At 73.4% G+C, this 23,266-nt stretch carries 19 protein-coding genes; 4 read left to right on the plus strand and 15 right to left on the minus strand.

Annotation, left to right across the window (positions count from 1 at the left end; genetic code table 11):
• Window positions 1–48: 48 nt before the first annotated feature.
• Entirely contained in the window at window positions 49–1,449 is a 1,401-nt protein-coding gene (locus ACZ7OY_RS04530) for an NAD(P)/FAD-dependent oxidoreductase (protein WP_471909987.1), read from the minus strand.
• A 161-nt stretch (window positions 1,450–1,610) separates the two neighbouring features.
• Window positions 1,611–2,504 (minus strand): TIGR01777 family oxidoreductase, encoded by an 894-nt coding sequence (locus ACZ7OY_RS04535; protein ID WP_471909988.1) that lies wholly within the window; start codon window positions 2,502–2,504, stop codon window positions 1,611–1,613.
• A gap of 119 nt (window positions 2,505–2,623) precedes the next feature.
• On the opposite strand from ACZ7OY_RS04535, the gene ACZ7OY_RS04540 reads away from it, so the two are divergent.
• A complete protein-coding gene (locus ACZ7OY_RS04540) occupies window positions 2,624–3,133 on the plus strand; it encodes a GNAT family N-acetyltransferase (protein WP_471909989.1) in 510 nt (169 codons plus the stop codon).
• A gap of 131 nt (window positions 3,134–3,264) precedes the next feature.
• Here the strand turns inward: ACZ7OY_RS04540 and ACZ7OY_RS04545 are convergent, their stop codons facing one another.
• Window positions 3,265–4,449, minus strand: coding sequence for a MarP family serine protease (locus tag ACZ7OY_RS04545; RefSeq protein ID WP_471909990.1), 1,185 nt, complete (start codon window positions 4,447–4,449; stop codon window positions 3,265–3,267).
• 264 nt (window positions 4,450–4,713) lie between these two features.
• Here ACZ7OY_RS04545 and ACZ7OY_RS04550 point away from each other — a divergent pair, with 264 nt between their 5' ends.
• The gene (locus ACZ7OY_RS04550) at window positions 4,714–5,526 is read left to right on the plus strand and encodes a peptidoglycan recognition protein family protein (RefSeq protein WP_471909991.1); all 813 of its coding nucleotides are present in this window, start codon (window positions 4,714–4,716) and stop codon (window positions 5,524–5,526) included.
• A 50-nt stretch (window positions 5,527–5,576) separates the two neighbouring features.
• Window positions 5,577–5,822: a hypothetical protein gene (locus ACZ7OY_RS04555; RefSeq protein WP_471909992.1), complete on the plus strand. Its 246-nt coding sequence runs from the start codon at window positions 5,577–5,579 to the stop codon at window positions 5,820–5,822.
• A 68-nt stretch (window positions 5,823–5,890) separates the two neighbouring features.
• On the opposite strand, the gene ACZ7OY_RS04560 is transcribed toward ACZ7OY_RS04555, so the two are convergent.
• The 9 genes from ACZ7OY_RS04560 to ACZ7OY_RS04600 form a co-directional block, all read right to left on the minus strand.
• Window positions 5,891–6,409: a DUF4240 domain-containing protein gene (locus ACZ7OY_RS04560; RefSeq protein WP_351605057.1), complete on the minus strand. Its 519-nt coding sequence runs from the start codon at window positions 6,407–6,409 to the stop codon at window positions 5,891–5,893.
• Between the two features lie 56 nt (window positions 6,410–6,465).
• Window positions 6,466–7,548, minus strand: coding sequence for a helix-turn-helix transcriptional regulator (locus ACZ7OY_RS04565; RefSeq protein ID WP_471909993.1), 1,083 nt, complete (start codon window positions 7,546–7,548; stop codon window positions 6,466–6,468).
• 107 nt (window positions 7,549–7,655) lie between these two features.
• A complete protein-coding gene (gene aceE, locus ACZ7OY_RS04570; RefSeq protein WP_471909994.1) occupies window positions 7,656–10,361 on the minus strand; it encodes a pyruvate dehydrogenase (acetyl-transferring), homodimeric type in 2,706 nt (901 codons plus the stop codon).
• Between the two features lie 270 nt (window positions 10,362–10,631).
• The gene (locus ACZ7OY_RS04575) at window positions 10,632–11,255 is read right to left on the minus strand and encodes a GntR family transcriptional regulator (RefSeq protein ID WP_152889328.1); all 624 of its coding nucleotides are present in this window, start codon (window positions 11,253–11,255) and stop codon (window positions 10,632–10,634) included.
• 229 nt (window positions 11,256–11,484) lie between these two features.
• The gene (gene sucB / locus ACZ7OY_RS04580; protein ID WP_471909995.1) at window positions 11,485–13,278 is read right to left on the minus strand and encodes a 2-oxoglutarate dehydrogenase, E2 component, dihydrolipoamide succinyltransferase; all 1,794 of its coding nucleotides are present in this window, start codon (window positions 13,276–13,278) and stop codon (window positions 11,485–11,487) included.
• Window positions 13,279–13,336: 58 nt separating this feature from the next.
• Complete coding sequence (gene lpdA / locus ACZ7OY_RS04585; protein ID WP_471909996.1) at window positions 13,337–14,725, minus strand: dihydrolipoyl dehydrogenase; 1,389 nt, start codon at window positions 14,723–14,725, stop codon at window positions 13,337–13,339.
• Between the two features lie 348 nt (window positions 14,726–15,073).
• A complete protein-coding gene (locus ACZ7OY_RS04590) occupies window positions 15,074–16,600 on the minus strand; it encodes a leucyl aminopeptidase (RefSeq protein ID WP_471909997.1) in 1,527 nt (508 codons plus the stop codon).
• A 450-nt stretch (window positions 16,601–17,050) separates the two neighbouring features.
• Window positions 17,051–17,728, minus strand: coding sequence for an RDD family protein (locus ACZ7OY_RS04595; RefSeq protein WP_471909998.1), 678 nt, complete (start codon window positions 17,726–17,728; stop codon window positions 17,051–17,053).
• Window positions 17,729–17,809: 81 nt separating this feature from the next.
• A complete protein-coding gene (locus tag ACZ7OY_RS04600; protein WP_471909999.1) occupies window positions 17,810–18,598 on the minus strand; it encodes an adenosylcobinamide-GDP ribazoletransferase in 789 nt (262 codons plus the stop codon).
• Between the two features lie 60 nt (window positions 18,599–18,658).
• Here ACZ7OY_RS04600 and ACZ7OY_RS04605 point away from each other — a divergent pair, with 60 nt between their 5' ends.
• Window positions 18,659–19,429 (plus strand): hypothetical protein, encoded by a 771-nt coding sequence (locus ACZ7OY_RS04605; protein ID WP_471910000.1) that lies wholly within the window; start codon window positions 18,659–18,661, stop codon window positions 19,427–19,429.
• Between the two features lie 30 nt (window positions 19,430–19,459).
• On the opposite strand, the gene ACZ7OY_RS04610 is transcribed toward ACZ7OY_RS04605, so the two are convergent.
• From ACZ7OY_RS04610 to cobT, 3 genes are all read right to left on the minus strand, one after another.
• A complete protein-coding gene (locus ACZ7OY_RS04610; protein WP_471910001.1) occupies window positions 19,460–20,170 on the minus strand; it encodes a hypothetical protein in 711 nt (236 codons plus the stop codon).
• A 24-nt stretch (window positions 20,171–20,194) separates the two neighbouring features.
• Complete coding sequence (locus tag ACZ7OY_RS04615; RefSeq protein WP_471910002.1) at window positions 20,195–21,961, minus strand: phosphatidylglycerol lysyltransferase domain-containing protein; 1,767 nt, start codon at window positions 21,959–21,961, stop codon at window positions 20,195–20,197.
• Window positions 21,962–22,071: 110 nt separating this feature from the next.
• The gene (gene cobT, locus ACZ7OY_RS04620) at window positions 22,072–23,229 is read right to left on the minus strand and encodes a nicotinate-nucleotide--dimethylbenzimidazole phosphoribosyltransferase (protein ID WP_471910003.1); all 1,158 of its coding nucleotides are present in this window, start codon (window positions 23,227–23,229) and stop codon (window positions 22,072–22,074) included.
• Window positions 23,230–23,266 lie beyond the last annotated feature (37 nt).

Below are 23,266 nucleotides of genomic sequence, written 5' to 3' on the forward strand. Positions count from 1 at the left end.
GTCGGGTGAACGGGCGGTGGTCTGGCGAGCGGGCGGCGGTCGGCCGGTTCAGGCCGCCGTGCGCATCGGCTCCGCCGTGTGCATCGGCCCCGCCGCGCCCAGGTCCGCCAGGATCGCCGCCGAGGCCCGTCGGCCCGAGTGCAGCGCTCCCTGCACGGTGCTGGTGTCGCGGTGGTCGCCGCACACGTACAGACCCGCCAGCAGCCGTACCGCCCGGCGCAGGTCGTGCGGGGGGCGCATGGCGGGCACCGCGTCCGGGGCGTGGTGCACGGCGAGGGTCTCCCAGCGCGCGGTGGAGGTGCCGTACAGCCGTGCCAGATGGATGCGTACGGCGGTGTCGAGGTCGGCCGGCGGGGGGCCCAGCACCGTGGACGACACCAGCGCCCGGCCCGCGGGGGCACGGCTGGGGTCGACCTGGCTGACCACCGCGGTGTGCGCGACGGGACCGCCGCGGTCGGCGTCCAGCAGCAGCGACGCACCGGTCTCCGGCGGCTCGTCGGTGGCGTGGTGGACGACCGTCACCGGGTGGAACTCCGGTACCCGCAGCCCGGGCAGCAGTTCGGCGGCGCTGCGCGCGTCGGTGGCCACCAGGACGGCACGGCAGCGGAACACGCCGTGCTCCGCGGTGGTCACCGCGTTGGTGGCGACCGAGGTGACCCGCACCCCGGTGTGCAGGGTGCCCGGCGGCAGGGTCCGCGCGAGCAGTTCGGGCAGGGCCTCCGCGCCCCCCTCGGGCAGGCACAGCCGGCCCGAGGCGAAGGCGCGCAGCGCCAGGTCCGCGCACCTGCTGGAGGACGTCAGGTCCGGGTCGCACAGCAGGGCGGCGAGCAGCGGGCGCAGGAAGCCGTCGACCGTCCGGGCGGGCACACCGCGGGCGGCGAGGGCGAGGCCCGCCGGGGCCTCGGGGCGCGACAGCAGCCGTTCGAGGGGCGTGTGCGCGATCCGGGTGAGCGCGGCGCCGAGCCGGGCCTGGTCGACGGCGGTCCCCAGCGGGGCGCCCGCGCGGGCCCGGGGCACGGAGGCGGCCCGCGGGGAGCCGCCGCGGGGCCGGGGCAGGGGCCTGGGCAGGGTGGCGGGCGGCCTGGGGGCGCTTGCGAGGGCGCGCACTGCATGGAGTGCGCCCCTTGCGCTCCCTCCGCCCGCCGGTGCGCCCGCCCGGCGCCGACGGCCGTCGCTGTGCAGCAGGACGCCAGGGGCGAAGGAGCGCAGGACGAGTCCGTCGAGCCCCGGAGTGCGGCTCAGTTCGGGATACGCCGTGTTCAGCAGCTGTCCGATCCGGTCCAGCCGGAAGCCGTCGACCTTCTCGGTCGACATGCGGCCGCCCGGACAGGGGGCGGCCTCCAGGACTGCGGTCGTGATTCCTGCGCTGGTCAGCCGATGTGCCGCCGTGAGGCCGGCGATGCCGGCTCCCACGACGACGACGTCTGCCTGGTACGCGGGCTCAAGCACGTGCCCCTCCTCGAGGTTGCGCGGCCGGTGGAGACGTCATGCCCCCAACGGGCGTCCGGGATGCCCGAGTTCGGGTCGAGATTAGGGCGTTGATCGGTCAGCGACAGTCGCGCATGAACAGGGCACGGTCGCACAGCGGTCGCATACGGTCGTCGCCGGTGTCAGGCCGCCCTGATCGTGTCCTCGATGCCCGGAAACGCAAAGGCGAACCCCGACTGCAACAGCCGCTCGGGCACCACCCGTTGGCTGCTCAGCACCTCTCCGGCCAGCTCCCCGAGGGCTGTCCGCAGCACCGCCTGCGGCACCGTGAAGAACGTCGGCCGGTTCAGCACGCGCCCCATCGCCTCGGTGATCTCACGGTTCGTCAGCGGCTGCGGGGCGGTCAGGTTGAACGGCCCCGACAGGTCCTCGCGCGCGAGGAGATGCCGGATCGCGGCCACCTCGTCGTGCAGCGAGATGTACGACCAGTACTGCCGCCCGTCGCCCATCCGTCCCCCGAGCCCCGCCCCGAACAGCGGGAACATCCGCTGCCAGGCCCCGCCCCCGCGCGCCACCACCAGCCCGGTCCGCGGGAACACCGTCCGTACGCCCGCCTCCCGCGCGGGCGCCGCGGCGGCCTCCCACGCCACGCACAGCTCGGCCAGGAAGCCGTGCCCGGCCGGCGCGTCCTCGTCGACGATCCGGTCCCCGGTCTCCCCGTAGAAGCCGATCGCGCTGCCGTTGACGAACACCCGCGGCGGCCGGTCCAGCGCGGCCACCGCCTCCGCCAGCGCCGCCGTGCCCAGCACCCGGCTGTCGTGGATCTCCTTGCGGCGCGCCGCCGTCCAGCGCCGGTCGCCGACCCCGGCGCCCGCCAGATTGACCACGGCGTCGCAGCCGTCGAGCCCGGCCGCGTCCACGTACCGCCCTCCGGGGTCCCAGCAGACCTCGTGTCCGCCCCGGGCCGCACGGCGCACCAGCCGCACCACCTCGTGCCCGTCCGCGGTCAGGGACCGCACCAGGGCGCCGCCGATCAGGCCGGAGGCACCGGCCACTGCGATTCGCTTGCGTTCCATGCAGACCATCCTCACCGGTCCAGCCGCCGAAAGCCCGGGAGGCGGCCCGCCGTTCCCGGCCGGGTGTCCGCCGCGGACATCGTGCGGGCGCTCCCGCCCACCGTCGTAGGCTGCCTCCCATGCCGGTGCCCGAGATACGCCCCGCCCTGTTCGACGTACGCCTGGCCACGTTCGACGACGAGGAGGCACTCGGCCGTCTCGACCGCGCGGTCTGGTCTTACCTGCACGCGGTCGGCCCGCCGCCGCGGCAGCCCTACGAGCCGTTCTTCACCGAGCGCACCGGGCCCCGGCACCACCTGGTCGCCGAACTGGACGGCCGGGTCGTCGGCTACATCCGCCTGGGCCTGGCCACCTCGCTCGCCTCGAACGCGCACGTCCGCCAGATCCGCGGCCTCGCCGTCGCCGAGGAGGCCCGCGGCCGGGGCGTCGGACGCGCGCTGCTGCGCGCCGCCGTGGCGGAGGCCCGCCGCCAGGGCGCCCGGCGGATCAGCCTGCGCGTCCTCGGGCACAACACGGCGGCCCGTGCGCTGTACGCCTCCGAGGGCTTCGCCGTGGAGGGCGTGCAGCCCGGGGAGTTCTTCCTGGACGGGGAGTACGTCGACGACGTACTGATGGGCCGCCCGCTGTGACACCCGGGCCGTGACGGGCGCGCCCGTCATGACGCCCGGGCCGTGACCGGCGCGCCCGCTGTGACGCCCGGGACGTGATCGGCGCGCCCGTCATGACGCCCGGGCCGTGACGGGCGGGCGCGCCGTGGCGGTCAGGACGTGATCAGCTCGCCGGTGTCCACGGCTGCCGTCGAGCGCGCCGCGCGCTTCGCGTCGGAGGAGACCTCGGCCGCCGTCAGCACATAGCCGGTCTCGTGGTCCGAGGTGGAGCGCGCGAAGACGACGCCGAACACCCGCCCGTCGGTGGTCAGCAGCGGGCCGCCGGAGTTGCCCGGCCGTACGGTCGAGCGGATCGAGTAGATCTCCCGGGTGACGGTGGAGTCGTTGTAGATGTTCCGGCCGGTCGCCTCCACCCGGTTCGCGACCGTCGCCGCCTGGAGGTTCAGGTCGCCGTCCTGCGGATAGCCCGCGACCACCGCAGCCTCGCCGCGCCCGGCCTCGTCGTCGAGGCTCAGCACGGGGGCGCGCAGACCCGGCACGTACAGCACCGCCACGTCCTTGTCCGGGTCGAACAGCACCACCCGGGCCCGGTACGACTGCCCGACGCCGCCGACGCGCACGCCCGGGTGGTCGATGCCGGCCACCACGTGCGCGTTGGTCATCACACGCTCCGCCGCGAACACGAAGCCGCTGCCCTCGCGGCCCTGGTCGCCGGAGGAGCCCTCGATCTTCACCGTGCTCAGCTCGGCCGCGCGGGTCGCGCGCGGGGTGACGTTGTCGCCGGAGGGTTCGGCCACCTGGGCGGTCGACTCGTTCTCGAACGGGTTGAAGACCTGCGGGAAGCCCGCCTGGGTCAGCGCGGACGTGGCGTTCGAGAACCAGGCCGGAGTGGTGTCCGGCATCACCCGCTGCACGCCGCCGAGCAGCGCCGAGTCACGGATCGCCGTCGTCACCAGCGGGGACGAGGACGCGCCCAGGACGCTCGCGGCCACCCACGCCACGATCAGCACGGCGACCGTGTTCGCCGCGGTCCCGCCGATCCCGTCCAGCACCCGCAGCGGCCCCCGGTCCAGCTCCCGTCTCAGCTTCAGCGCCAGCCGCCCGGCCAGCTCGTGCCCCACCGCCGCGGGCACCAGCACCGTCAGCACCGCGGTGACCGTCGCCGCCGTCGTCCCCGGTGTCACCAGGCGCATCACCCACGGCAGGATCCACACGCCGGTCACCGCACCGCCCACGAACCCGGCGAGGGAGACGCAGCCGGCCACCAGCCCGCGCCGGTAGCCGGATCCGGCGTAGGCCAGGATCACCAGGAACAGCACGAAGTCGAGCAGGTCCACGGAGCCGCCTTTCTCTCGGACCCCTCAAGGGGCGTCTCCTAGTACGCGCGGGACGGTCCCGGTGATCAGCCGCGCACGGCCGGCCGGCCGGAGCCGCCATGCACGCGTGTACCCACAGAAACGTCGCGGACCGGGACGATGGTTCCACCGGCTGGCACAACACACTTCGCGGACGATGTCGTCCACCGCGACAGTGGGACCATGTGTGTCTTCAGACCCGGCTTTCGAAGAGTGCGCAGGAACCGAGAACGGCGTCTTTCGCGAGTGCCGAACCCCGTGCTCGTGCTGCTGGCCTGTCTGCCCGGGTTCACCGCCCTCGTCGCGCTGGCGCTGTACGCGGGCGGCGGCGACGGCGCCGCGACGGCCTCCCTCGCCGCCCGGCCCGAGCACCCGACCCTCAGCCAGAGCCCGCGCGCCCTGCACACCGCGCCGAAACCGCGCATCGTGCCGCGCTCGGGCTGGCTGGACTCCACCGCCTCGCACCCGCAGCCGCCGCCGCGCTACGACGACAAGGTCGTCGCCGTCTTCATCCACCACACCGACTCGCCCAACGGCTACAAGTGCGCCGACGCGCCCCGCATCATCCGCTACCTGTACTCGGGCCAGACCGGCGCCCGCAGCTGGGACGACATCGGCTACAACTTCGTCGTCGACCGCTGCGGCACCATCTACGAGGGCCGCGCGGGCGGTGTCGACCGCGCCGTCACCGGCGCCCACACCCAGGGCTTCAACCACCGCACCGCCGGCATCGCCGCCCTGGGCACCTTCACGGAGGGAGTGGCCGTGCCCAAGGCGATGACCGACTCGATCGCCGCGCTGGCCGCCTGGAAACTCGGCCTGGCCGACATCGACCCGCGCATCCGGGTGCGCCTCGTGTCCAGCAACAGCCTCAGCCGCTACCCGGCCGGCCAAGCCGCCATGCTGCCCTCCCTGGCTGCCCACCAGGACGGCTTCATGACCAGCTGCCCCGGCGCGGCCCTCATCGCCAAGCTCCCGGCCATCCGGGAGGCGGCGGCGCGGCTCCAGGGCCGGACACCCACAGCGACGCCACAGACGGGGCGCAGGCTCCTCAGATGACGGCGGCCTACGGTCGGTGGCGACAGCAGCCGACCGGAGGCGGGGAACTCATGAGCAGCAGGCGTACGACCGACCGCCGCACGCACAGCACGGAGCGGGACGCCGGCCGCCCGGGCACCGTCCGCAGCCCGTGGGCGGTGCTCTGCGCGGTCGCGACCGTCGTCCTGGGTCCGGCCGCGGTGACCGCGTCCGCCCTCGACCAGGCCAACAGGGCGCCGCTGCACCACGCGGTGAAGGCCGAGCAGCCGCAGGCGTATCTCCCGTCGGACCCGGGCCGCCGGCGCGCGTCCGCGTGAACCCGGCGCGGGCGCGCCGGACGATTTTGCGGCATCAGTGCCGCGGAACGAACCAGCCCCGGAACGAACTAGCCCCGGAAGCGGTCCCACAGTCTGGGGTAGCGCTCCGCCAGTGCCCGCTCGCTCTCGAAGTCGATCGGCGCGCCCTCGGGCTCCGCGGGCGGGGCCGGGATGCCCAGGTCCGGGGCGACGGTGCCGGTGAGCTGCTCGTAGGCCTCGTCGGCCGCGAAGCCGAGCTCCTCGCCGTCGCCGTCGATCTCCTCGTCGAACTCGCCCAGCAGGTCGGCCAGGGAGTCCGGGCCGTGCAGCGCGCCCTCGAAGACGTCCCGGCCCTGGCCGATCAGCCAGCACCGGAAGAAGTCGAACGCGTCGTCACTGGCCCCGTCGAGCAGCACCCAGGCGGCCCCCCACAGGTCCCAGGTGTAGGCGCGGTTGTAGCGGGACTCGAAGTGGCGTGCGAAGTCGAGCACCGAGTCCGGGTCCAGCCGCAGCAGTCGGTCCGTCAGCACGTCGGCCTGCTCCTCGGGGTCGCCGTCGGCGGCCTCGCGGGCGGCGTCCACGAGTTCCCAGAACTCCGTCTCGTCCATCACCGCTCCAGCATCCTGCCTGGCGGAGGGCGACGCACGTGGAGTGCGGCGGATCGTTATGAGCGGTACAGCCCGGCGAACCGTGCCGCGTCCCGTGCGAACCGCTCCCGCAGTCCCGCGGGCGCCAGCACCTCGACCTCGGGCCCCAGCCCGGTCAGCTGCCCGTGGGCGACCTCCTCGGACTCCACCGGCAGGGTCGTCGTCACCCAGCCGTTCTGATCCGGGGTGCCCGCGGCCGCCAGCGCCTGCCGGGCGGAGCGCGGACCGACGGCGTACGGCAGCCTGCGTATGCCTTCGCCGGACAGCCGCACCACGACCTCGGTCCGCAGCAGGGAGCGTGCGAACTGCTCGGCCCGCTCCTGCCAGAAGGCGGGCAGGTCGAACGCCTCGTCGCGGGTGAAGCGCTCCTCGCCGGCGTCCACCGCCGTGAACCGGTCGATCCGGTAGACCCGCAGGGCGCCGCCGTCCGCCACCCGCGCGCACGGGTACCAGACGCCCGCCTTGAGCACGAGACCGTACGGCTCCAGCTCCCGCTCGACCTCCCGCCCGGCCTCTCGTCCGGTCTCCGGCTCGGTCTCTCGTCCGGTCTCCGGCTCGGCCCCCGGTCCGGCGTCGGGCTCTGCCCGCCCGTCGCGCTCTGCCCGCCCGTCGGGCTCCGTGCGCCGGTAGCGGGCCGTGATCCGCCGGTCGTCCCACACGGCGTCCGCCACGGCCGGGAGAAGCTCGGGCGTGGCGGGCTCGGCGAACCAGTTGGGGGCATCGAGGTGGAAGCGCTGCGCCGCCGAACGCGAGGCGTCCCGCAGCGAGGGCAGCAGCGCCGCCGACACCTTCAGCCGGGCGGCCGAGGCCTCGTCCTCCAGCCCCATCTCCCGCAGCGCCCCCGGCACCCCGCTCAGGAACAGCGCCTCGGCCTCGCCGCGGGCCAGCCCGGTCAGCCGCGTACGGTATCCGCCGACCAGCCGGTATCCGCCGGCCCGCCCACGCTCCGCGTACACCGGGACGCCCGCCTCGGAGAGGGCCTGCGCGTCCCGGGTGACGGTCCGCTCCGAGACCTCCAGCTCCCCGGCCAGCTCGGCGGCGGTCATGGAGCTCCGGGACTGGAGCAGCAGGACCATCTTGATCAGCCGGGCAGCGCGCATGCCGTCATCATGCCGGGCCCCACCGACAGCGAGGGGGCGCGTCCGGGGGCACATGACAGTGGAGGGGCACGGCGGTCGGTCGCCGTGCCCCTCCACCGGTTCCAGTGTTACAGGCCGTACCGGTCCCGTGCTTCCTTCACCGCGGTCGCCTTGACCTCACCGCGCCGGGCGAGCTGCGCCAGCGCCGCGACGACGACCGACTGGGCGTCGACGCCGAAGTGACGGCGGGCCGCCTCGCGGGTGTCCGACAGGCCGAAGCCGTCGGCGCCCAGCGACGACCAGTCCTGCTCGACCCACTGCGCGATCTGGTCGGGGACCTGGCGCATGTAGTCGGAGACCGCGAGCACCGGGCCCTCGGCGCCGTGCAGCGCCTGACGGACGTACGGGACGCGCTCCTCGCCGCGCAGCAGGGCCGCGTCGGCCTCCAGCGCGTCGCGGCGCAGCTCGGTCCAGGACGTGGCGGACCAGACGTCCGCGGCCACGCCCCACTCCTCGGCGAGCAGCCGCTGCGCCGTCAGGGCCCAGTGGATCGCCGTGCCGGAGCCCAGCAGCTGGATGCGCGGGGGGTTGGCCCCGGCCACGTTCAGGCCCGCCGACTCCGCCGTGTTGAAGCGGTACAGGCCCTTGACGATGCCCTCGTCGATGCCGAGGCCGGACGGCTTGGCCGGCTGCGGCATCGGCTCGTTGTAGACGGTGAGGTAGTAGAAGACGTTCGGGTCCTCGCCCGGGGCGGCCTCGCCGTACATGCGGCGCAGACCGTCCTTGACGATCGTCGCGACCTCGTAGGCGAAGGCCGGGTCGTACGTCAGGGCCGCCGGGTTGGTCGCGGCGATGACGGGGGAGTGGCCGTCCGCGTGCTGGAGGCCCTCACCGGTCAGCGTGGTGCGGCCGGCCGTGGCGCCGACCAGGAAGCCGCGGCCGAGCTGGTCGGCGAGCTGCCACATCTGGTCGGCGGTGCGCTGCCAGCCGAACATCGAGTAGAAGATGTAGAACGGGATCATCGCTTCGCCGTGCGTGGAGTACGCGGTGGACGCGGCGATGAAGTCGGCCATCGAACCGGCCTCGGTGATCCCCTCGTTGAGGATCTGACCGTTCTTGGCCTCCTTGTAGTACATCAGCTGGTCGCGGTCGACCGGCTCGTACGTCTGGCCCTTGGGCGAGTAGATGCCCAGCGACGGGAAGAGCGACTCCATACCGAAGGTGCGCGCCTCGTCGGGGACGATCGGCACCCAGCGCTTCCCGGTCTCCTTGTCGCGGACCAGGTCCTTGATCAGGCGGACGAAGGCCATGGTGGTGGCGATGTTCTGGGAGCCGGAGCCCTTGTCGAAGGAGGCGAACGCCTTCTCGGCGGGGGCCGGCAGCGGGGCGAGCGCGTGCGTGCGGCGGGCCGGGGCCGGGCCGCCGAGCGCCGCGCGGCGCTCCTGGAGGTAGCGCACCTCGGGGGCGTCCGCGCCCGGGTGGCCGTAGGGGACCACGCCGTCGGCGAACTTGCTGTCGGGGATGGGGAGTTCGAGCAGATCGCGCATCGTCTTGAACTCGTCCACCGTCAGCTTCTTCATCTGGTGGTTGGCGTTCTTCGACGCGAAGCCCTCGCCGAGGGTGTGGCCCTTGACGGTCTGGGCCAGGATGACGGTCGGCGCGCCCTTGAACTCCAGCGCCGCCTTGTAGGCCGCGAAGACCTTGCGGGACTCGTGGCCGCCGCGGGAGAGGTGGAAGCAGTCGAGGATCTTGTCGTCGCTCAGCAGCTTCGCCATCTCGACGAGCGCCGGGTCCTTGCCGAAGAAGTCCTCGCGGATGTAGGCGGCGCCCCGCGTCTGGTACGTCTGCACCTGGGCATCGGGCACCTCGCGCAGCCGGCGTACGAGGGCGCCGGTGGTGTCGAGCTGGAACAGCTCGTCCCAGGCGGTGCCCCAGAGCGACTTGATGACGTTCCAGCCCGCGCCGCGGAACTGGGCCTCCAGCTCCTGCACGATCTTGAAGTTGGCGCGGACCGGCCCGTCGAGGCGCTGGAGGTTGCAGTTGATGACGAAGGTCAGGTTGTCCAGACCCTCGCGGGAGGCGAGTGCGAGCGCCGCCGTCGACTCGGGCTCGTCCATCTCGCCGTCGCCGAGGAAGGCCCAGACGTGGGACGCGGAGACGTCCTTGATGCCGCGGTTGGTCAGGTAGCGGTTGAAGCGCGCCTGGTAGATCGCGGAGAGCGGGCCGAGGCCCATCGACACCGTCGGGAACTCCCACAGCCAGGGCAGCCGCCGCGGGTGCGGGTAGGAGGGCAGACCGTTGCCGCCCGCCTCCTGGCGGAAGTTGTCGAGGTGGTGCTCGTTCAGCCGGCCGTCGAGGAAGGCGCGGGCGTAGATGCCGGGGGCGGCGTGGCCCTGGATGTAGAGCTGGTCGCCCGAACCGTCGGCCTCCTTGCCCTGGAAGAAGTGGTTGAAGCCGGTCTCGTACAGCCAGGCCGCGGAGGCGAAGGTGGCGATGTGGCCGCCGACGCCGTACTTGCTGCCGCGGGTCACCATGGCGGCCGCGTTCCAGCGGTTCCACGCGGTGACGCGGGCCTCCATCTCCGGGTCACCGGGCACGGACGGCTCGGCGGCGGTCGGGATGGTGTTGACGTAGTCCGTCTCCAGGAGCTTGGGCAGCGCGATGCCGTTGCCCTCGGCACGCTCCAGCGTGCGGCGCATCAGGTACGCCGCACGGTGCGGCCCGGCCGCCTCGGCGACCGCGTCCAGGGAGGCCTGCCATTCGGCGGTCTCCTCCGGATCACGGTCCGGGAGCTGGTCGAGCGCGCTCGGCTGGATGGCGTTGGGGTCGGTCATTTCGCCGCCTTCCTCAGTCGAAGGGGGTTCCCTGTGAGGTCTTTCGGGGGGTGCCCTTGGTCTTTGGCAGGACAGGGCATGGGGCTCTCTGGTGGAAGCCCGTCGGTGACTCTAACCCCCTGATCGATGATCGATCAAAGAGTCGAGGGCAAAATCTCTTGATGACGAGAAAGTCGGCACGGCGTGCCCTCGGGGCAGGCACGCGGTGCCGACTTTTTTCGCTGATTCCGCGGGGATTCCCGCAGGTGAGCGCGTTCGTGCTCGGCTGTGTCAGGCGCGCGGAGCGCATCCCAGGACATGGGCCTTCACCAGCTCCGCGATGCGCGGGTCGCGGCGCAGGAACGCCTGCACCAGCTCCTCGTGCTCCTCGGCGTACGACTGCTGCACCGTACCCAGCCAGCGGATCGACAGCGCCGTGAACACCTCGATGCCGAGTCCCTCCCAGGTGTGCAGCAGCACCGAGTTCCCGGCCGCCCGCACCAGTTCCCGGTGGAAGCCCACCGTGTGCCGCACCTGGGCCGTGCCGTCCGCCTTGCGGTCGGCCTCGTACAGCGCCGCGACATGCGGTTCCAGGGCCGAGCAGTCCGCCGCCAGCCGGTCCGCCGCCAGCTCCGCCGCGATGGCCTCCAGACCGGCCCGGACGGGATAGCTCTCCTCCAGGTCGGCCGCGGTCAGATTGCGTACCCGTACGCCCTTGTTGGGGGCCGACTCGATCAGCCGCAGCGACTCCAGTTCGCGCAGCGCCTCGCGCACCGGTGTCTGGCTGACCTCCAGCTCGGTGGCGATCCGTCGCTCCACGATCCGCTCGCCCGGCTGCCAGCGCCCGCTGACGATCCCCTCCACGATGTGCTCGCGGATCTGTTCGCGCAGCGAGTGGACGACGGGCGCGGTCATGAGAGCTCCTTAGGGAGAGGCCCACAGGCCCCCGGGGGCGTTTGACCATTAGACAATAAGGCCGCGGGCGCGTCCCGCAGGGGCGCATGGGGGCGCTTTCGCGCAGGTGAGACGAGGCTTACACGCTGTCCACGGGCGTTGACCCGCCGGAAACACGCCGGTGCCCCCGGCCGGAGGTTTCCGGCCGGGGGCACCGTGGGAGCGCTGTGCGAGGACTGCTCCGGAAGGACTACAGGCCGAGCTCGATCTCGAACTCGCCGGCCTCCAGGATCGCCTTGACCGCGGTCAGGTAACGCGCGGCGTCGGCACCGTCCACCAGGCGGTGGTCGTAGGACAGGGTCAGGTACGTCATGTCGCGGACGCCGATGACCGTGCCCTCCTCCGTCTCGATGACGGCCGGGCGCTTGACCGTGGCACCGATGCCCAGGATCGCGACCTGGTTCGGCGGCACGATGATCGTGTCGAACAGCGCGCCGCGCGAGCCGGTGTTGGAGATGGTGAAGGTCGCGCCGGACAGCTCGTCCGGGGTGATCTTGTTGGCGCGGACCTTGCCCGCCAGGTCGGCGGTGGCCTTCGAGATGCCGGCGATGTTCAGGTCGCCCGCACCCTTGATGACCGGGGTCATCAGGCCCTTCTCCGAGTCCACCGCGATACCGATGTTCTCGGAGTCGAAGTAGGTGATCGTGCCCTCGGCCTCGTTGATCCGGGCGTTGATGACCGGGTGGGCCTTCAGCGCCTGGGCGGCGGCCTTGACGAAGAACGGCATCGGGGAGAGCTTGACGCCCTCACGGGCGGCGAAGGAGTCCTTCGCCTGCGCGCGCAGCTTCATCAGACGGGTGATGTCGACCTCGACGACCGAGGACAGCTGCGCCTGCTCGTGCAGCGCCTTGACCATGTTGTCGCCGATGACCTTGCGGATGCGGGTCATCTTGACCGTCTGGCCGCGCAGCGGGGAGACCTCGAGCGCCGGGGCCTTCTTGGCGGCCGGGGCGGCGGCGGCCGGAGCCGGAGCCGCGGCGGCGGCCTTCGCGGCCTCGGCGGCGGCGAGGACGTCCTGCTTGCGGATACGGCCGCCGACGCCGGTGCCCTTGACGGCGGACAGCTCGACACCGTTCTCGGCGGCGAGCTTGCGCACCAGCGGGGTCACGTAGGCGCCGTCGTCACCGGCGGTGGCGGCCGGCGCGGGCGCGACCGGAGCGGCGACCGGGGCCGGGGCGGCGACCGGAGCGGGGGCGGCGACCGGAGCCGGAGCGGCGACCGGAGCCGGCGCGGGCGCCGGAGCGGCCGGAGCCACCGGGGCGGCGGGGGCCGGAGCGGCCACCGGGGCCGGAGCAGCGGCGACCGGGGCCGGAGCAGCGGCGACCGGGGCCGGAGCCGGGGCGGCCGGAGCCGGGGCGGCGGCCGGAGCGGCACCCCGGGCACCGATGACGGCGAGCTTGGCGCCGACCTCGGCGGTCTCGTCCTCGCCGACCACGATCTCGAGCAGCACGCCGGAGACGGGCGCCGGGATCTCGGTGTCGACCTTGTCGGTGGAGACCTCGAGCAGGGGCTCGTCCTCCGAGACCTCCTCGCCGACCTGCTTCAGCCAGCGGGTGACGGTGCCCTCGGTGACGGACTCGCCGAGCGCGGGCAGGACCACGTCCGTGCCCGAGGCGCCACCGGCCGGGGCGGCGGCCGGAGCCGGAGCGGCGGCCGGAGCGGGGGCCTCGGCCACGGGGGCCGGGGCGGCGACCGGAGCCGGAGCCGGCTCGGCGGCCGGAGCCGGGGCGGCGGCGGGTGCGCCACTGCCGTCGTCGATGACGGCGAGCTCGGCGCCGACCTCGACGGTCTCGTCCTCGGCGACCTTGATGGAGGACAGCACACCGGAGACGGGGGAGGGGATCTCGGTGTCGACCTTGTCGGTCGAGACCTCGAGCAACGGCTCGTCGGCCTCGACGCGCTCACCCTCGGCCTTCAGCCAGCGGGTGACGGTGCCCTCGGTGACGCTCTCGCCGAGCGCCGGAAGGGTTACGGAAACCGCCATGGTTTCGGTTGCTCCTAACGAATTGCGGAAGTCTGTGTGCGGCGTCGTCTGCCGAGGGTCAGTCGTGCGCGTGCAGGGGCTTGCCGGCCAGCGCCAGGTGGGCCTCGCCGAGCGCCTCGTTCTGCGTGGGGTGGGCGTGGATCAGCTGGGCCACCTCGGCGGGCAGCGCCTCCCAGTTGTAGATCAGCTGGGCCTCGCCGACCTGCTCGCCCATGCGGTCGCCGACCATGTGGACGCCGACCACGGCACCGTCCTTGACCTGGACGAGCTTGATCTCGCCGGAGGTGTTCAGGATCTTGCTCTTGCCGTTGCCGGCCAGGCTGTACTTGAGCGCGACGACCTTGTCCGCGCCGTAGAGCTCCTTGGCCTTGGCCTCGGTGATGCCGACGGAGGCGACCTCGGGGTGGCAGTAGGTCACCCGGGGGACACCGTCGTAGTCGATCGGGACGACCTTCTGGCCGGCCAGGCGCTCGGCGACCAGCATGCCCTCGGCGAAGCCGACGTGCGCGAGCTGGAGCGTCGGGACCAGGTCGCCGACGGCGGAGACGGTGGGGACGTTCGTACGCATGTACTCGTCGACCAGGACGTAGCCGCGGTCCATCGCGATGCCCTGCTCCTCGTAGCCGAGGCCGGCCGAGACCGGGCCGCGGCCGACGGCGACGAGGAGGACCTCGGCCTCGAACTCCTTGCCGTCGGCGAGGGTGACCTTGACACCGTTCTGGGTGTACTCGGCCTTCGAGAAGAAGGTGCCCAGGTTGAACTTGATGCCGCGCTTGCGGAACGCGCGCTCGAGAAGCTTGGAGGAGTTCTCGTCCTCGACCGGGACGAGGTGCTTGAGACCCTCGATGACGGTCACGTCGGCACCGAAGGACTTCCACGCCGAGGCGAACTCGACGCCGATGACGCCGCCGCCCAGGATGATCGCGGACTGCGGCACGCGGTCCAGGACGAGGGCGTGGTCCGAGGAGATGACGCGGTTGCCGTCGATCTCCAGGCCCGGCAGCGACTTCGGCACGGAGCCGGTCGCCAGCAGGACGTGGCGGCCCTGGATGCGCCGGCCGTTCACGTCGACGGAGGTGGGGGAGGACAGCCGGCCCTCACCCTCGATGTACGTCACCTTGCGGGACGCGATGAGACCCTGGAGGCCCTTGTACAGGCCCGAGATCACGCCGTCCTTGTACTTGTGGACGGCCGGTACGTCGATGCCCTCGAAGGTGGCCTTGACGCCGAACTGCGCGCTCTCGCGGGCCTGGTCGGCGATCTCGCCCGCGTGCAGCAGGGCCTTGGTGGGGATGCAACCCCGGTGCAGGCAGGTACCGCCGACCTTGTCCTTCTCGATCAGGGCGACGTCCAGACCCAGCTGCGCCCCGCGCAGGGCCGCGGCGTAACCACCGCTGCCACCGCCGAGGATCACTAGGTCGAAAACGGTGCTGGCGTCGTTCGCCACGTCACGTCCTCCATGCATGTGCGCCACGCCGGTCTGCAGTGACCGGTCGGCGGCTGGTGTCCGGCCGCTCTTTGTTTTCGGCCCTTCGGTGGGGCCCTGTCCTGCCGAGCCCCATCTTCGCACTTGTCGGGGGTGGACGAGACGCGGGGCCTGAGTGTGAGGCGTCCCACGTCCGGCCGTGGCGGCGGGGGGAGCGCTCCCGCGCGGCGGCAGGGGAGCGCTCCGATCAGCGGCCGGACCGCGGGTCAGTGACCGGCCGGACCCGGTCCGCACCGCCGTACCGGGGGTACGGCGGTGCGGACCGAGTGATCAGACGCACAGTCCCCCTGCCGGAGCGGACCGCGGTCCTCAGCCGAGGTCGCCGGCCGCCGTGAGCTCGGCGAGACGCACCAGGGTGCGCACCGCGCTGCCGGTGCCGCCCTTGGGGGTGTAACCGAACGGCCCGCCCTCGTTGAAGGCCGGTCCCGCGATGTCGAGGTGCGCCCAGGTGATGCCCTCGCCGACGAACTCGCGCAGGAACAGGCCCGCGACCAGGCCGCCGCCCATCCGCTCGCCCATGTTGGCGATGTCGGCGGTGGGGGAGTCCATGCCCTTGCGCAGGTGCTCCGGCAGCGGCATCGGCCAGGCCGGCTCGCCGACCTCCTCGGCGGCCTCGTGCAGCGCGCTGCGGAACGAGTCGTCGTTCGCCATGATGCCGAAGGTGCGGCTGCCCAGCGCCAGCACCATCGCGCCGGTCAGGGTCGCCACGTCCACGACGGCGTCGGGCTTCTCCTGGGAGGCCGCCCACAGCGCGTCGGCGAGGACCAGGCGGCCCTCGGCGTCGGTGTTGAGGACCTCGACGGTCTTGCCGCTGTACATGCGCAGCACATCACCCGGACGGGTGGCGGAGCCCGACGGCATGTTCTCGGCCAGCGCCAGCCAGCCGGTGACGTTGACCTCCAGGCCCAGTCGGGCGGCCGCGACGACCGCGGCGAACACGGCGGCGGCACCGCTCATGTCGCACTTCATCGTCTCGTTGTGACCGGCGGGCTTGAGCGAGATGCCGCCCGAGTCGTAGGTGATGCCCTTGCCGACGAAGGCGAGGTGCTTGTCCGCCTTCGAGGAGGTGTACGAGAGCTTGACCAGGCGCGGGCCGGAGGCGGAGCCCCTGCCGACGCCGAGGATGCCGCCGTAGCCGCCCTTCTCCAGGGCCTTCTCGTCGAGCACCTGCACCTTGAGGCCGTGCTCCTTGGCCGCGGCCTGGGCGATGGCGGCGAAGGCCGCCGGGTCCAGGTCGTTCGGCGGCATGTTGATCAGGTCGCGGGCGCGGTTGAGCTCCTCGGTGACGGCCGTGGCGCGCTCGACGGCGGCCTTGTGCTCCTTGTCGCGGGGCTTGCCGCCGAGCAGCGCGGCCTCGGCCAGCGGGGCCTTGCCGGCCTGGGCCTTGGCGTCCTTGCCGTTGTCCTTGTAGGCGGTGAAGGCGTACGCGCCGAGCAGCACGCCCTCGGCGATCGCGCCCAGGGTGGCGGCGTCGGTGAGGGGCAGCGCGAAGGCGGCCTTCTTGACCCCGGTCAGGGTGCGGGCGGCCACGCCGGCGGCCCTGCGCAGCGCCTCGGCGTCGTAGGCGGCGTCCTTCTCGGGCTCGGCGCCCAGGCCGACCGCCACCACCAGGGGGGCCTTGAAGCCCGTCGGTGCGGGCAGCTTCGTCACCTCGCCCTCGGCACCGGAGGCGCCGAGGGTCTCGAGGACGCCGGCGAGCCTGCCGTCGTAAGCCTGGTCCACGGCCTCGGCGCCCGGTGCGACGACCGGACCCTTCGAGCCTTTGGCGACACCGATCACGATGGCGTCGGCCCGGAGACCGGGCGCCGCGGCGGTGCTGAGAGTGAGAGCAGTCACGGTGGTGGAATCTCGCTTCCGGTGAGAAGTGTCTGTGGCCGAACGGTGTGGGTCGACCTGGCCCGTGTGCCGACCTGGCGCGGCCGGCGGGAGCGGTCTCCACCAGGGCCCTCACCGGTGCGGCGGACCGGTGCGGACGTCTGGGAGGAGCCTACGCGCGTAAGGGCTTTCGCTCATTCCTGCGGGCGTTCACCCGTCGGTGGCGTCGTCGTCACTTCCCGATCCTCGCACTCCCCGCCCCGGGCTACACCCGGCGGGTCGCGAACGGAGTCGCGTCGCACGGACCTCACCACGGACGGGCTGCCGCAGGCGTCGCCGTCGGCGGCCCGGCCCACGGCGCCGTCCGGGACGCGGCCCGCGAGCCGCCTTCGCGCCGACTCCCTTGCAGCGGCGCCGAGTTCGCCAGGGCCTGTCCGGCGGATCGAGTCGCAGGAATGCAGCGATGCCGTATCAGCCGAGGTGTGGGTGCCGGACCCCGCGTCTGCGGCAGGATCCGCCGGACAGGCACTGAGAAGCCGGTGTCGCCCCGGGAGCGGGCGCGGGCACGGCGCCGCCGCGGCGAAGCCCGAAGCCGGTCACGGCCGTGCCGGCCACCCGGTCGGCGAGGGAGCGGCGGCCGGGCAGCAGGACCGGCAGGGCGTTGAGGAAGAAGACGGCGACCGCCACCGCCCACACCGTCAGCGACAGCAGGAAGCGGCCCTCGACGAGCAGCACGCAGGCGACGGCGTACACCGCGACGTCCGCGGCGGTGGTCACCGCGGCCCGCAGCGCGGCCCGGCGCGGGGCGGTGCGGTCGACCTTCAGGCCGAGCAGGCCCTTGCCGAGGGTGCGTCCGGCCAGGGCGAGGCAGGTCCACTGGTAGAGGAAGGTGGCGACGACCAGCAGGCCGAAGGCCTCCTCGACGTACAGCACCGCCTTGTTCCACAGGGACAGCCCGAAGTGCTCCCCGGCGCCGAGGGCGTCGCCGCGCGAGGCCAGCAGGTCGAGGCCGCCGCGGGTGGCGAGTTCGGGCACGTCGGTGACGAGTGCGGAGACCCGGTGGAAGGTGAGCACCGCGAGCGCCGAGGCCCCCGCGAGCACCAGCGCGAAATCGATGAACCAGGCCATGGCGCGGCGCAGTTTCGGCACGAACGTCCCCCGATCATGATCATCCGTCCGTGTGAGGCGCAACAGACTGGCCGCGGTCCGGCCGGGAGGCCGGACCGCGAACTAGCGGCCGAGGGACAGCAGTACGAGCGCGGCCGTCGCGGCCGTCTCGGCCAGGGCGCCGAACACGTCGCCGGTGATCCCGCCGAAGCGGCGGGTGCAGTGGCGCAGCAGGAGTTCGGCGACGGCGAGGGCGGCGAGCACCGACAGGGCCGTGCGGACGGCGTCGTACGTCCCCAGGAGCGCGCCGGCGGCAGCGGCGGCGAGCACCGTGACGCCCGCCGCCCCCGCCGCCGCCCGCGCCGGGACCACCCCGGCGACCGCGGCTCCGAGGCCCTCGGGCCGGGCGGCCGGCACCCCGCCGCGGGCGGCCAGGGTCAGGGCCAGCCGGGCGACGGTCGCCGAGACGACGGCGGCGAGTGCCCCGCGGATCCAGGAGGCGCCGTAGAGCTGGGCGAGCGCGGCCGTCTGGGCGAGCAGTCCGAGCACGAGCGTGATCACCCCGAACGGGCCGATGTCGGACTGCTTCATGATCCGCAACGCGTCCTCGGCGGGCTTGTTGCTGCCCAGCCCGTCGGCGGTGTCGGCCAGTCCGTCGAGGTGCAGCCCACGGGTGAGCGCGGCCGGTACGGCGACGGTGGCGACGGCGGCGAGCGACGGGCCGGCCCCCAGGAACAGCAGGAGCGCGCCGAGCGCGGCGGCACCGGCGCCGACCGTCAGTCCGGCCAGCGGAGCGCACAGCATTCCGGCGCGCGCGGCCTGTCGGTCCCACCGGGTCACCCGCACCGGGAACACGGTCAGGGTGCCGAAGGCGAAGCGGAGGCCGTCCGGCCAGGCGGGGGTCTGGGGCATCGGCGCAGATTACCCGGCGGGCGGGACGGCACCCGCGGCCGGCCTGGATAAAGTGCGCATATGGGACATTGGTTGTACCGGAACATCGTCGAGCCGGGCAAACTCCCCCTGCTGCTCGCCCTGATGTCCTTCGTCGTCGCCTTCGCGGTCACCCGGGTCGTCACCCGCATGATCCGGGCGGGCCGGGGCCCCTTCGGCAACGTCAGGGCCGGCGGCCTGCACATCCACCACGTGGTCCCGGGTGTCGTACTCACCGTCGCCGGCGGCTTCGGGGCGGTCGCCAGCGGCCGTGAGGGCTTCCCCGCGGGTCTGTCCGCGGTCGTCTTCGGGATCGGCGCGGGCCTGGTCCTGGACGAGTTCGCGCTGATCCTGCACCTCGACGACGTCTACTGGAGCGAGGAGGGCCGCAAGAGCGTGGAGGCCGTGGTGCTCACCGCCGCCCTCGTCGGGCTGCTGCTGTCCGGCTTCGCCCCGTTCGGCGTCAACGACCTCTCCCAGGACGAGATCGCGGACCGCGGCACCGTCATCGCGACCGTCGCCGTCAACTTCCTCTTCTCCCTGGTCGCGCTGAGCAAGGGCAAGGCGCGGACCGCGGTCTTCGGGGTGATCGTGCCCGTCGTCGCCCTGGTCGGCGCGATCCGGCTGGCCCGCCCCGGATCCCTGTGGGCCAGGCGCTGCTACCGCCACCGCCCGCGTGCCCGCGCCCGGTCCCGGCTGCGGGCCTACCGCCACGACCGCCGGTGGGCCGGACCCCGCCGCGCCCTGGAGGACTGGATCGGCGGCAAGCCCGACCCGGCACCGGCCCGGCTGCCGGGCCCAGACCACCGGTAGGGCCTGCCGGACCGTTGCGCCCGGACGGCGTCAGGGCGGGTCGGACGACAGGTCCACCCGGGTGCCGAACCGCTTCGCCGCTGCCCGGCCCGGCAGCCGGTGCCGCAGCGCCGTGGCACCGCACAGGGCCGCCGTCGCCGCGAGCGCCGCCAGATGCTCCTTGCCGGCCAGGTTCTCCTTCAGCAGCACCTCGGCGGCCATCGCCAGGGCCACCGCGCCCGCGGTCGCGTACGCGCCGTAGCGCCAGCCGAGGCAGATCGCCAGCCCCACCACGGCCGCCGACGGCCCGGTGTCCACGACCTGGGCGTCCGAGACGGGCAGCCCCAGCGGACGGCCGGGGCCGAGCGCGATGCCCAGCCGGGCGTACAGCGTCCCGGCCAGCGTGGCGGTGTACGCCACGAGCAGGGTCCGCCACCGGCCCAGACAGATCTCGGCGATCCCGAACACGATCAGGATCTGGGCGAGCGCGCCCCACACCGGCAGGTCCAGCGCCGGCACGAACAGCGACAGGGGCGTACGCAGCAGGGCCGGCCCCAGTGGGTCCTCGGCGCGCACGGCACCGATGTCCTGCACGAACCCGTAGCCCCACGACTGGTTCTGCACGACCTGTATCACCGCCGTCAGGCACACCGCCCCCAGCGTCATCGGGACCGCCCGCCAGCGCCGCTTCAGCAGCGGCTCGCGCACCGTGACGTACAGCAGACCCCATTCGGCGCGGGCCCAGCGGGCGATCCTGTTCATCCGGCGTTCCTCATCCCCGTGGTCTCATCTGTGCGTGTCCAGGTGCCTGCGGTGCAGCCACTTGGGCAGCCCCGGCGCCTCCAGGAACCCCTCCGCCCGTGCCGCCGCGACACCGATGCGCAGCAGGTCCGCGCTCTTCTCGAAGAGCAGGAACCGTGGTTCCCAGATGGGCCGGTACTTGGCGTTGGCCCGGTACAGCGACTCGATCTGCCACCAGCGCGAGAAGAAGCTGAGCAGCGAACGCCACAGCCGCAGCACCGGTCCGGCACCGAGACGCGCACCACGTTCGAAGACCGAACGGAACATCGCGAAGTTGAGCGACACCTGAGTGATCTCGATCTCGTGCGCCCGCCGCAGCAGTTCGATGACCATGAACTCCATCAGCCCGTTGTCGGAGCCGCGGTCACGCCGCATCAGATCGAGCGACAGCCCGTGCGGTCCCCACGGCACGAAGGACAGCAACGCCCGCAACCGCCCCTCCTCGTCCAGGCATTCGAGCATCACGCAGCGCCCGTCCTCCGGGTCGGCGAGCCGTCCCAGCGCCATGCTGAACCCGCGCTCGGTCGCCCCGTCGCGCCAGTCGTCGGCCCGTGCGACGAGTTCCGCCATCTCCTGCGCGGAGATGTCCTCGTGCCGCCGGATCCGGACCGTGCAGCCCGCCCGGCGCACCCGGTTGCAGGCCTGCCGCACGGTCCGCATGGCCCGCCCCTCCAGGGTGAACTCGGCGACCTCCACGATCGCCTCGTCGCCGAGTTCGAGCGCGTCCAGACCGTGCCGCGCGTACACCGTGCCGGCCTCCTCGCCCGCCCCCATCACGGCCGGGATCCACCCGTGCGCACGGGCCTCGGCGAGCCACGGCTCGATCGCCCCCGGCCATGCCTCCGGGTCGCCGATCGGATCCCCGGAGGCCAAGGACACCCCGCCGACGACCCGGTAGGCGACCGCCGCCTTGCCGGTCGGCGACCAGACGACGCTCTTCTCCCGGCGCAGCGCGAAGTACCCCAGGGAGTCCCGCTCGCCCTGCTGGCCGAGCAGGGCGCGCAGTCGCTTCTCGTCGTCCTCGGTGAGCGGGTCGACGGCGCGCCGGGAGCGGAAGGCGGCGTAGAACACGGCCAGCACCAGCGCCGTGCTCAGGACGTTGACGGCTACGTCGGCCCAGTTGGGCGTCGAGATGCCCGGGTAGCGGGACTCGTCGGCCGCCACCGAGACCAGCCGCAGCGTCCCGTACCGCCAGCGCTCGGCGAACGTCGAGAGGCCCGGGTCGGCGGCCTGGTTGGTGACCGTCACCAGCAGCGCGGCCAGCAGCGAGGACAGCAGCAGTCCGCCGGTCGCGACCACCGCCGCGAGCCGGGGGTTGGCACGGTCGCCCTTGGCGTAGAACTCGCGCCGCCCGACGAGCAGGGCGCCCACGAAGACCGCGGTGAGGCCGAGCGAGATCCAGTTCTGCGCGTACTGCCGGATGTCCGGGAACGCCATCGCGAGGGCGAACAGCACCAGGAACGGACCGCTCAGCCCGAGGTTCAGGATCCACGCGGCCCGCTTGCGGCGGCGCATGGTGACGGCCAGGAACGCGGTGAACACACCCGACGCGAACCCGGCCGTCAGCAGGTACGGCGTGAAGAGGTTCTCCTGGTTGTGCCGGCGCACGTCCTGCCCCAGGGAGACCCACACCGCGCTGAGGAAGTTGACGAAGGCGATCGCCCGCAGATACCAGACGGCGAGGCTCGCGGCCCGCCGCGAGGCTCCGGTGCTACGGCGGTCCCGGACAGGCGCGATACGGACATCTCCCATGAAGGTTGATCATATGGGGGAGTATCCCGCGAACCGCTCTTTCGTCACCGCCCTGTCCGACGCCCGGCCGGCCGCCCCGCCGCTCGCGAGCCGGCCCCGGCCGGGTGCGGTCAGACGCCCTCGGGCGCCTCCGCCGTCCCGGGCTCTTCCGACTTCTCCAGCCCGTGCGCCTGCTCGCCCTGCTCGTCCTGCCCGGTGGCAGGCTCCTCGGCCTTCTCGGCCTCCGGCCGCTCCGGGAGCTCCGCCGCCAGGGCCGCCGCGGCCTGCACCAGGGGCAGGGCCAGCAGCGCGCCCGCTCCCTCGCCGACGGTCAGCCCCTGCTCCAGCAGCGGCTCCAGGGCCATCCGGTCCAGCGCCTTGGCCTGCCCCGGCTCGCCGCTGCCGTGCCCGGCCAGCCACCAGTCCGGCGCCCGGAACGCGATCCGCTGGCCGACCAGCGCGCACGCCGCCGCCACGACCCCGTCCAGGACCACCGGCATCTTGCGCACCGCGCTCTGGAGCAGGAAACCGGTCATCGCCGCGAGGTCGGCGCCGCCCACCGTCGCCAGCAGCCGCAACTGGTCCCCGAGCACCGGCCGGGCCCGGCGCAGCGCGTCCCGGATCGCCGCGCACTTGCGCATCCACGCCAGGTCGTCGATCGCGAGCCCGCCCCGCCCGGTCACCACGGACGCGTCGGTCCCGCACAGCGCGGCGACCAGCACCCCCGCCGCCGTGGTCCCGCCCACGCTCACATCGCCGAGCACCACCAGATCCGTACCGGAGTCGGCCTCCTCGTCGGCCACCGCGACCCCGGCGAGGAACGCGGCCTCCGCCTCCTGGAGCGTCAGCGCGTCCTCGACGTCGATGGAACCGCTGCCGCGCCGCACCCGATGCCGTACGACGTCCGCGGGCAGCTCGTCCGGCTCGCAGTCCAGCGCCATGTCCACGACCCGCACCGGTACGCCCAGCCGCCGGGCCAGCACGGAGACGGGCCGGCCGCCCTCCAGCACCGCCCGCACCAGCTCCACGGCGCTGCCCGCGGGCCGGGCCGAGACACCGCGCCCGGCGATGCCGTGGTCCCCGGCGAAGAGGATCACGCGGGGCCGTTCGACCGGCCGCACCGGCACCGCCGACTGTGCCGCGGCCAACCACTCACCCAGGTCGTCGAGGCGCCCCAGCGATCCGGGCGGCACGATCTGACGCTCCCGGCGCGCCTCGGCGTCGCGGCGCACCCCGCCGTCGGGGCGCTCGATCAGATCGGTGAAGTCGTCGAGATTAAGCGAGCTCATTCGCCGAACAGTACCGGCACCGGTCGAACGTGACGGC

This window comes from Streptomyces sp. NPDC107559 (assembly GCF_055657365.1).

What these genes read in the sequence shown, in the direction of transcription:
- cobT (WP_471910003.1), bottom strand. Translation starts at nt 23,229, where the DNA reads ATGAGCTCGCTTAATCTCGACGACTTCACCGATCTGATCGAGCGCCCC.
- ACZ7OY_RS04560 (WP_351605057.1), bottom strand. Translation starts at nt 6,409, where the DNA reads ATGGACGAGACGGAGTTCTGGGAACTCGTGGACGCCGCCCGCGAGGCC.
- ACZ7OY_RS04600 (WP_471909999.1), bottom strand. Translation starts at nt 18,598, where the DNA reads ATGCCCCAGACCCCCGCCTGGCCGGACGGCCTCCGCTTCGCCTTCGGC.
- ACZ7OY_RS04565 (WP_471909993.1), bottom strand. Translation starts at nt 7,548, where the DNA reads ATGCGCGCTGCCCGGCTGATCAAGATGGTCCTGCTGCTCCAGTCCCGG.
- ACZ7OY_RS04615 (WP_471910002.1), bottom strand. Translation starts at nt 21,961, where the DNA reads ATGGGAGATGTCCGTATCGCGCCTGTCCGGGACCGCCGTAGCACCGGA.
- ACZ7OY_RS04575 (WP_152889328.1), bottom strand. Translation starts at nt 11,255, where the DNA reads ATGACCGCGCCCGTCGTCCACTCGCTGCGCGAACAGATCCGCGAGCAC.
- ACZ7OY_RS04610 (WP_471910001.1), bottom strand. Translation starts at nt 20,170, where the DNA reads ATGAACAGGATCGCCCGCTGGGCCCGCGCCGAATGGGGTCTGCTGTAC.
- ACZ7OY_RS04540 (WP_471909989.1), top strand. Translation starts at nt 2,624, where the DNA reads ATGCCGGTGCCCGAGATACGCCCCGCCCTGTTCGACGTACGCCTGGCC.
- ACZ7OY_RS04555 (WP_471909992.1), top strand. Translation starts at nt 5,577, where the DNA reads ATGAGCAGCAGGCGTACGACCGACCGCCGCACGCACAGCACGGAGCGG.
- ACZ7OY_RS04605 (WP_471910000.1), top strand. Translation starts at nt 18,659, where the DNA reads ATGGGACATTGGTTGTACCGGAACATCGTCGAGCCGGGCAAACTCCCC.
- sucB (WP_471909995.1), bottom strand. Translation starts at nt 13,278, where the DNA reads ATGGCGGTTTCCGTAACCCTTCCGGCGCTCGGCGAGAGCGTCACCGAG.
- aceE (WP_471909994.1), bottom strand. Translation starts at nt 10,361, where the DNA reads ATGACCGACCCCAACGCCATCCAGCCGAGCGCGCTCGACCAGCTCCCG.
- ACZ7OY_RS04535 (WP_471909988.1), bottom strand. Translation starts at nt 2,504, where the DNA reads ATGGAACGCAAGCGAATCGCAGTGGCCGGTGCCTCCGGCCTGATCGGC.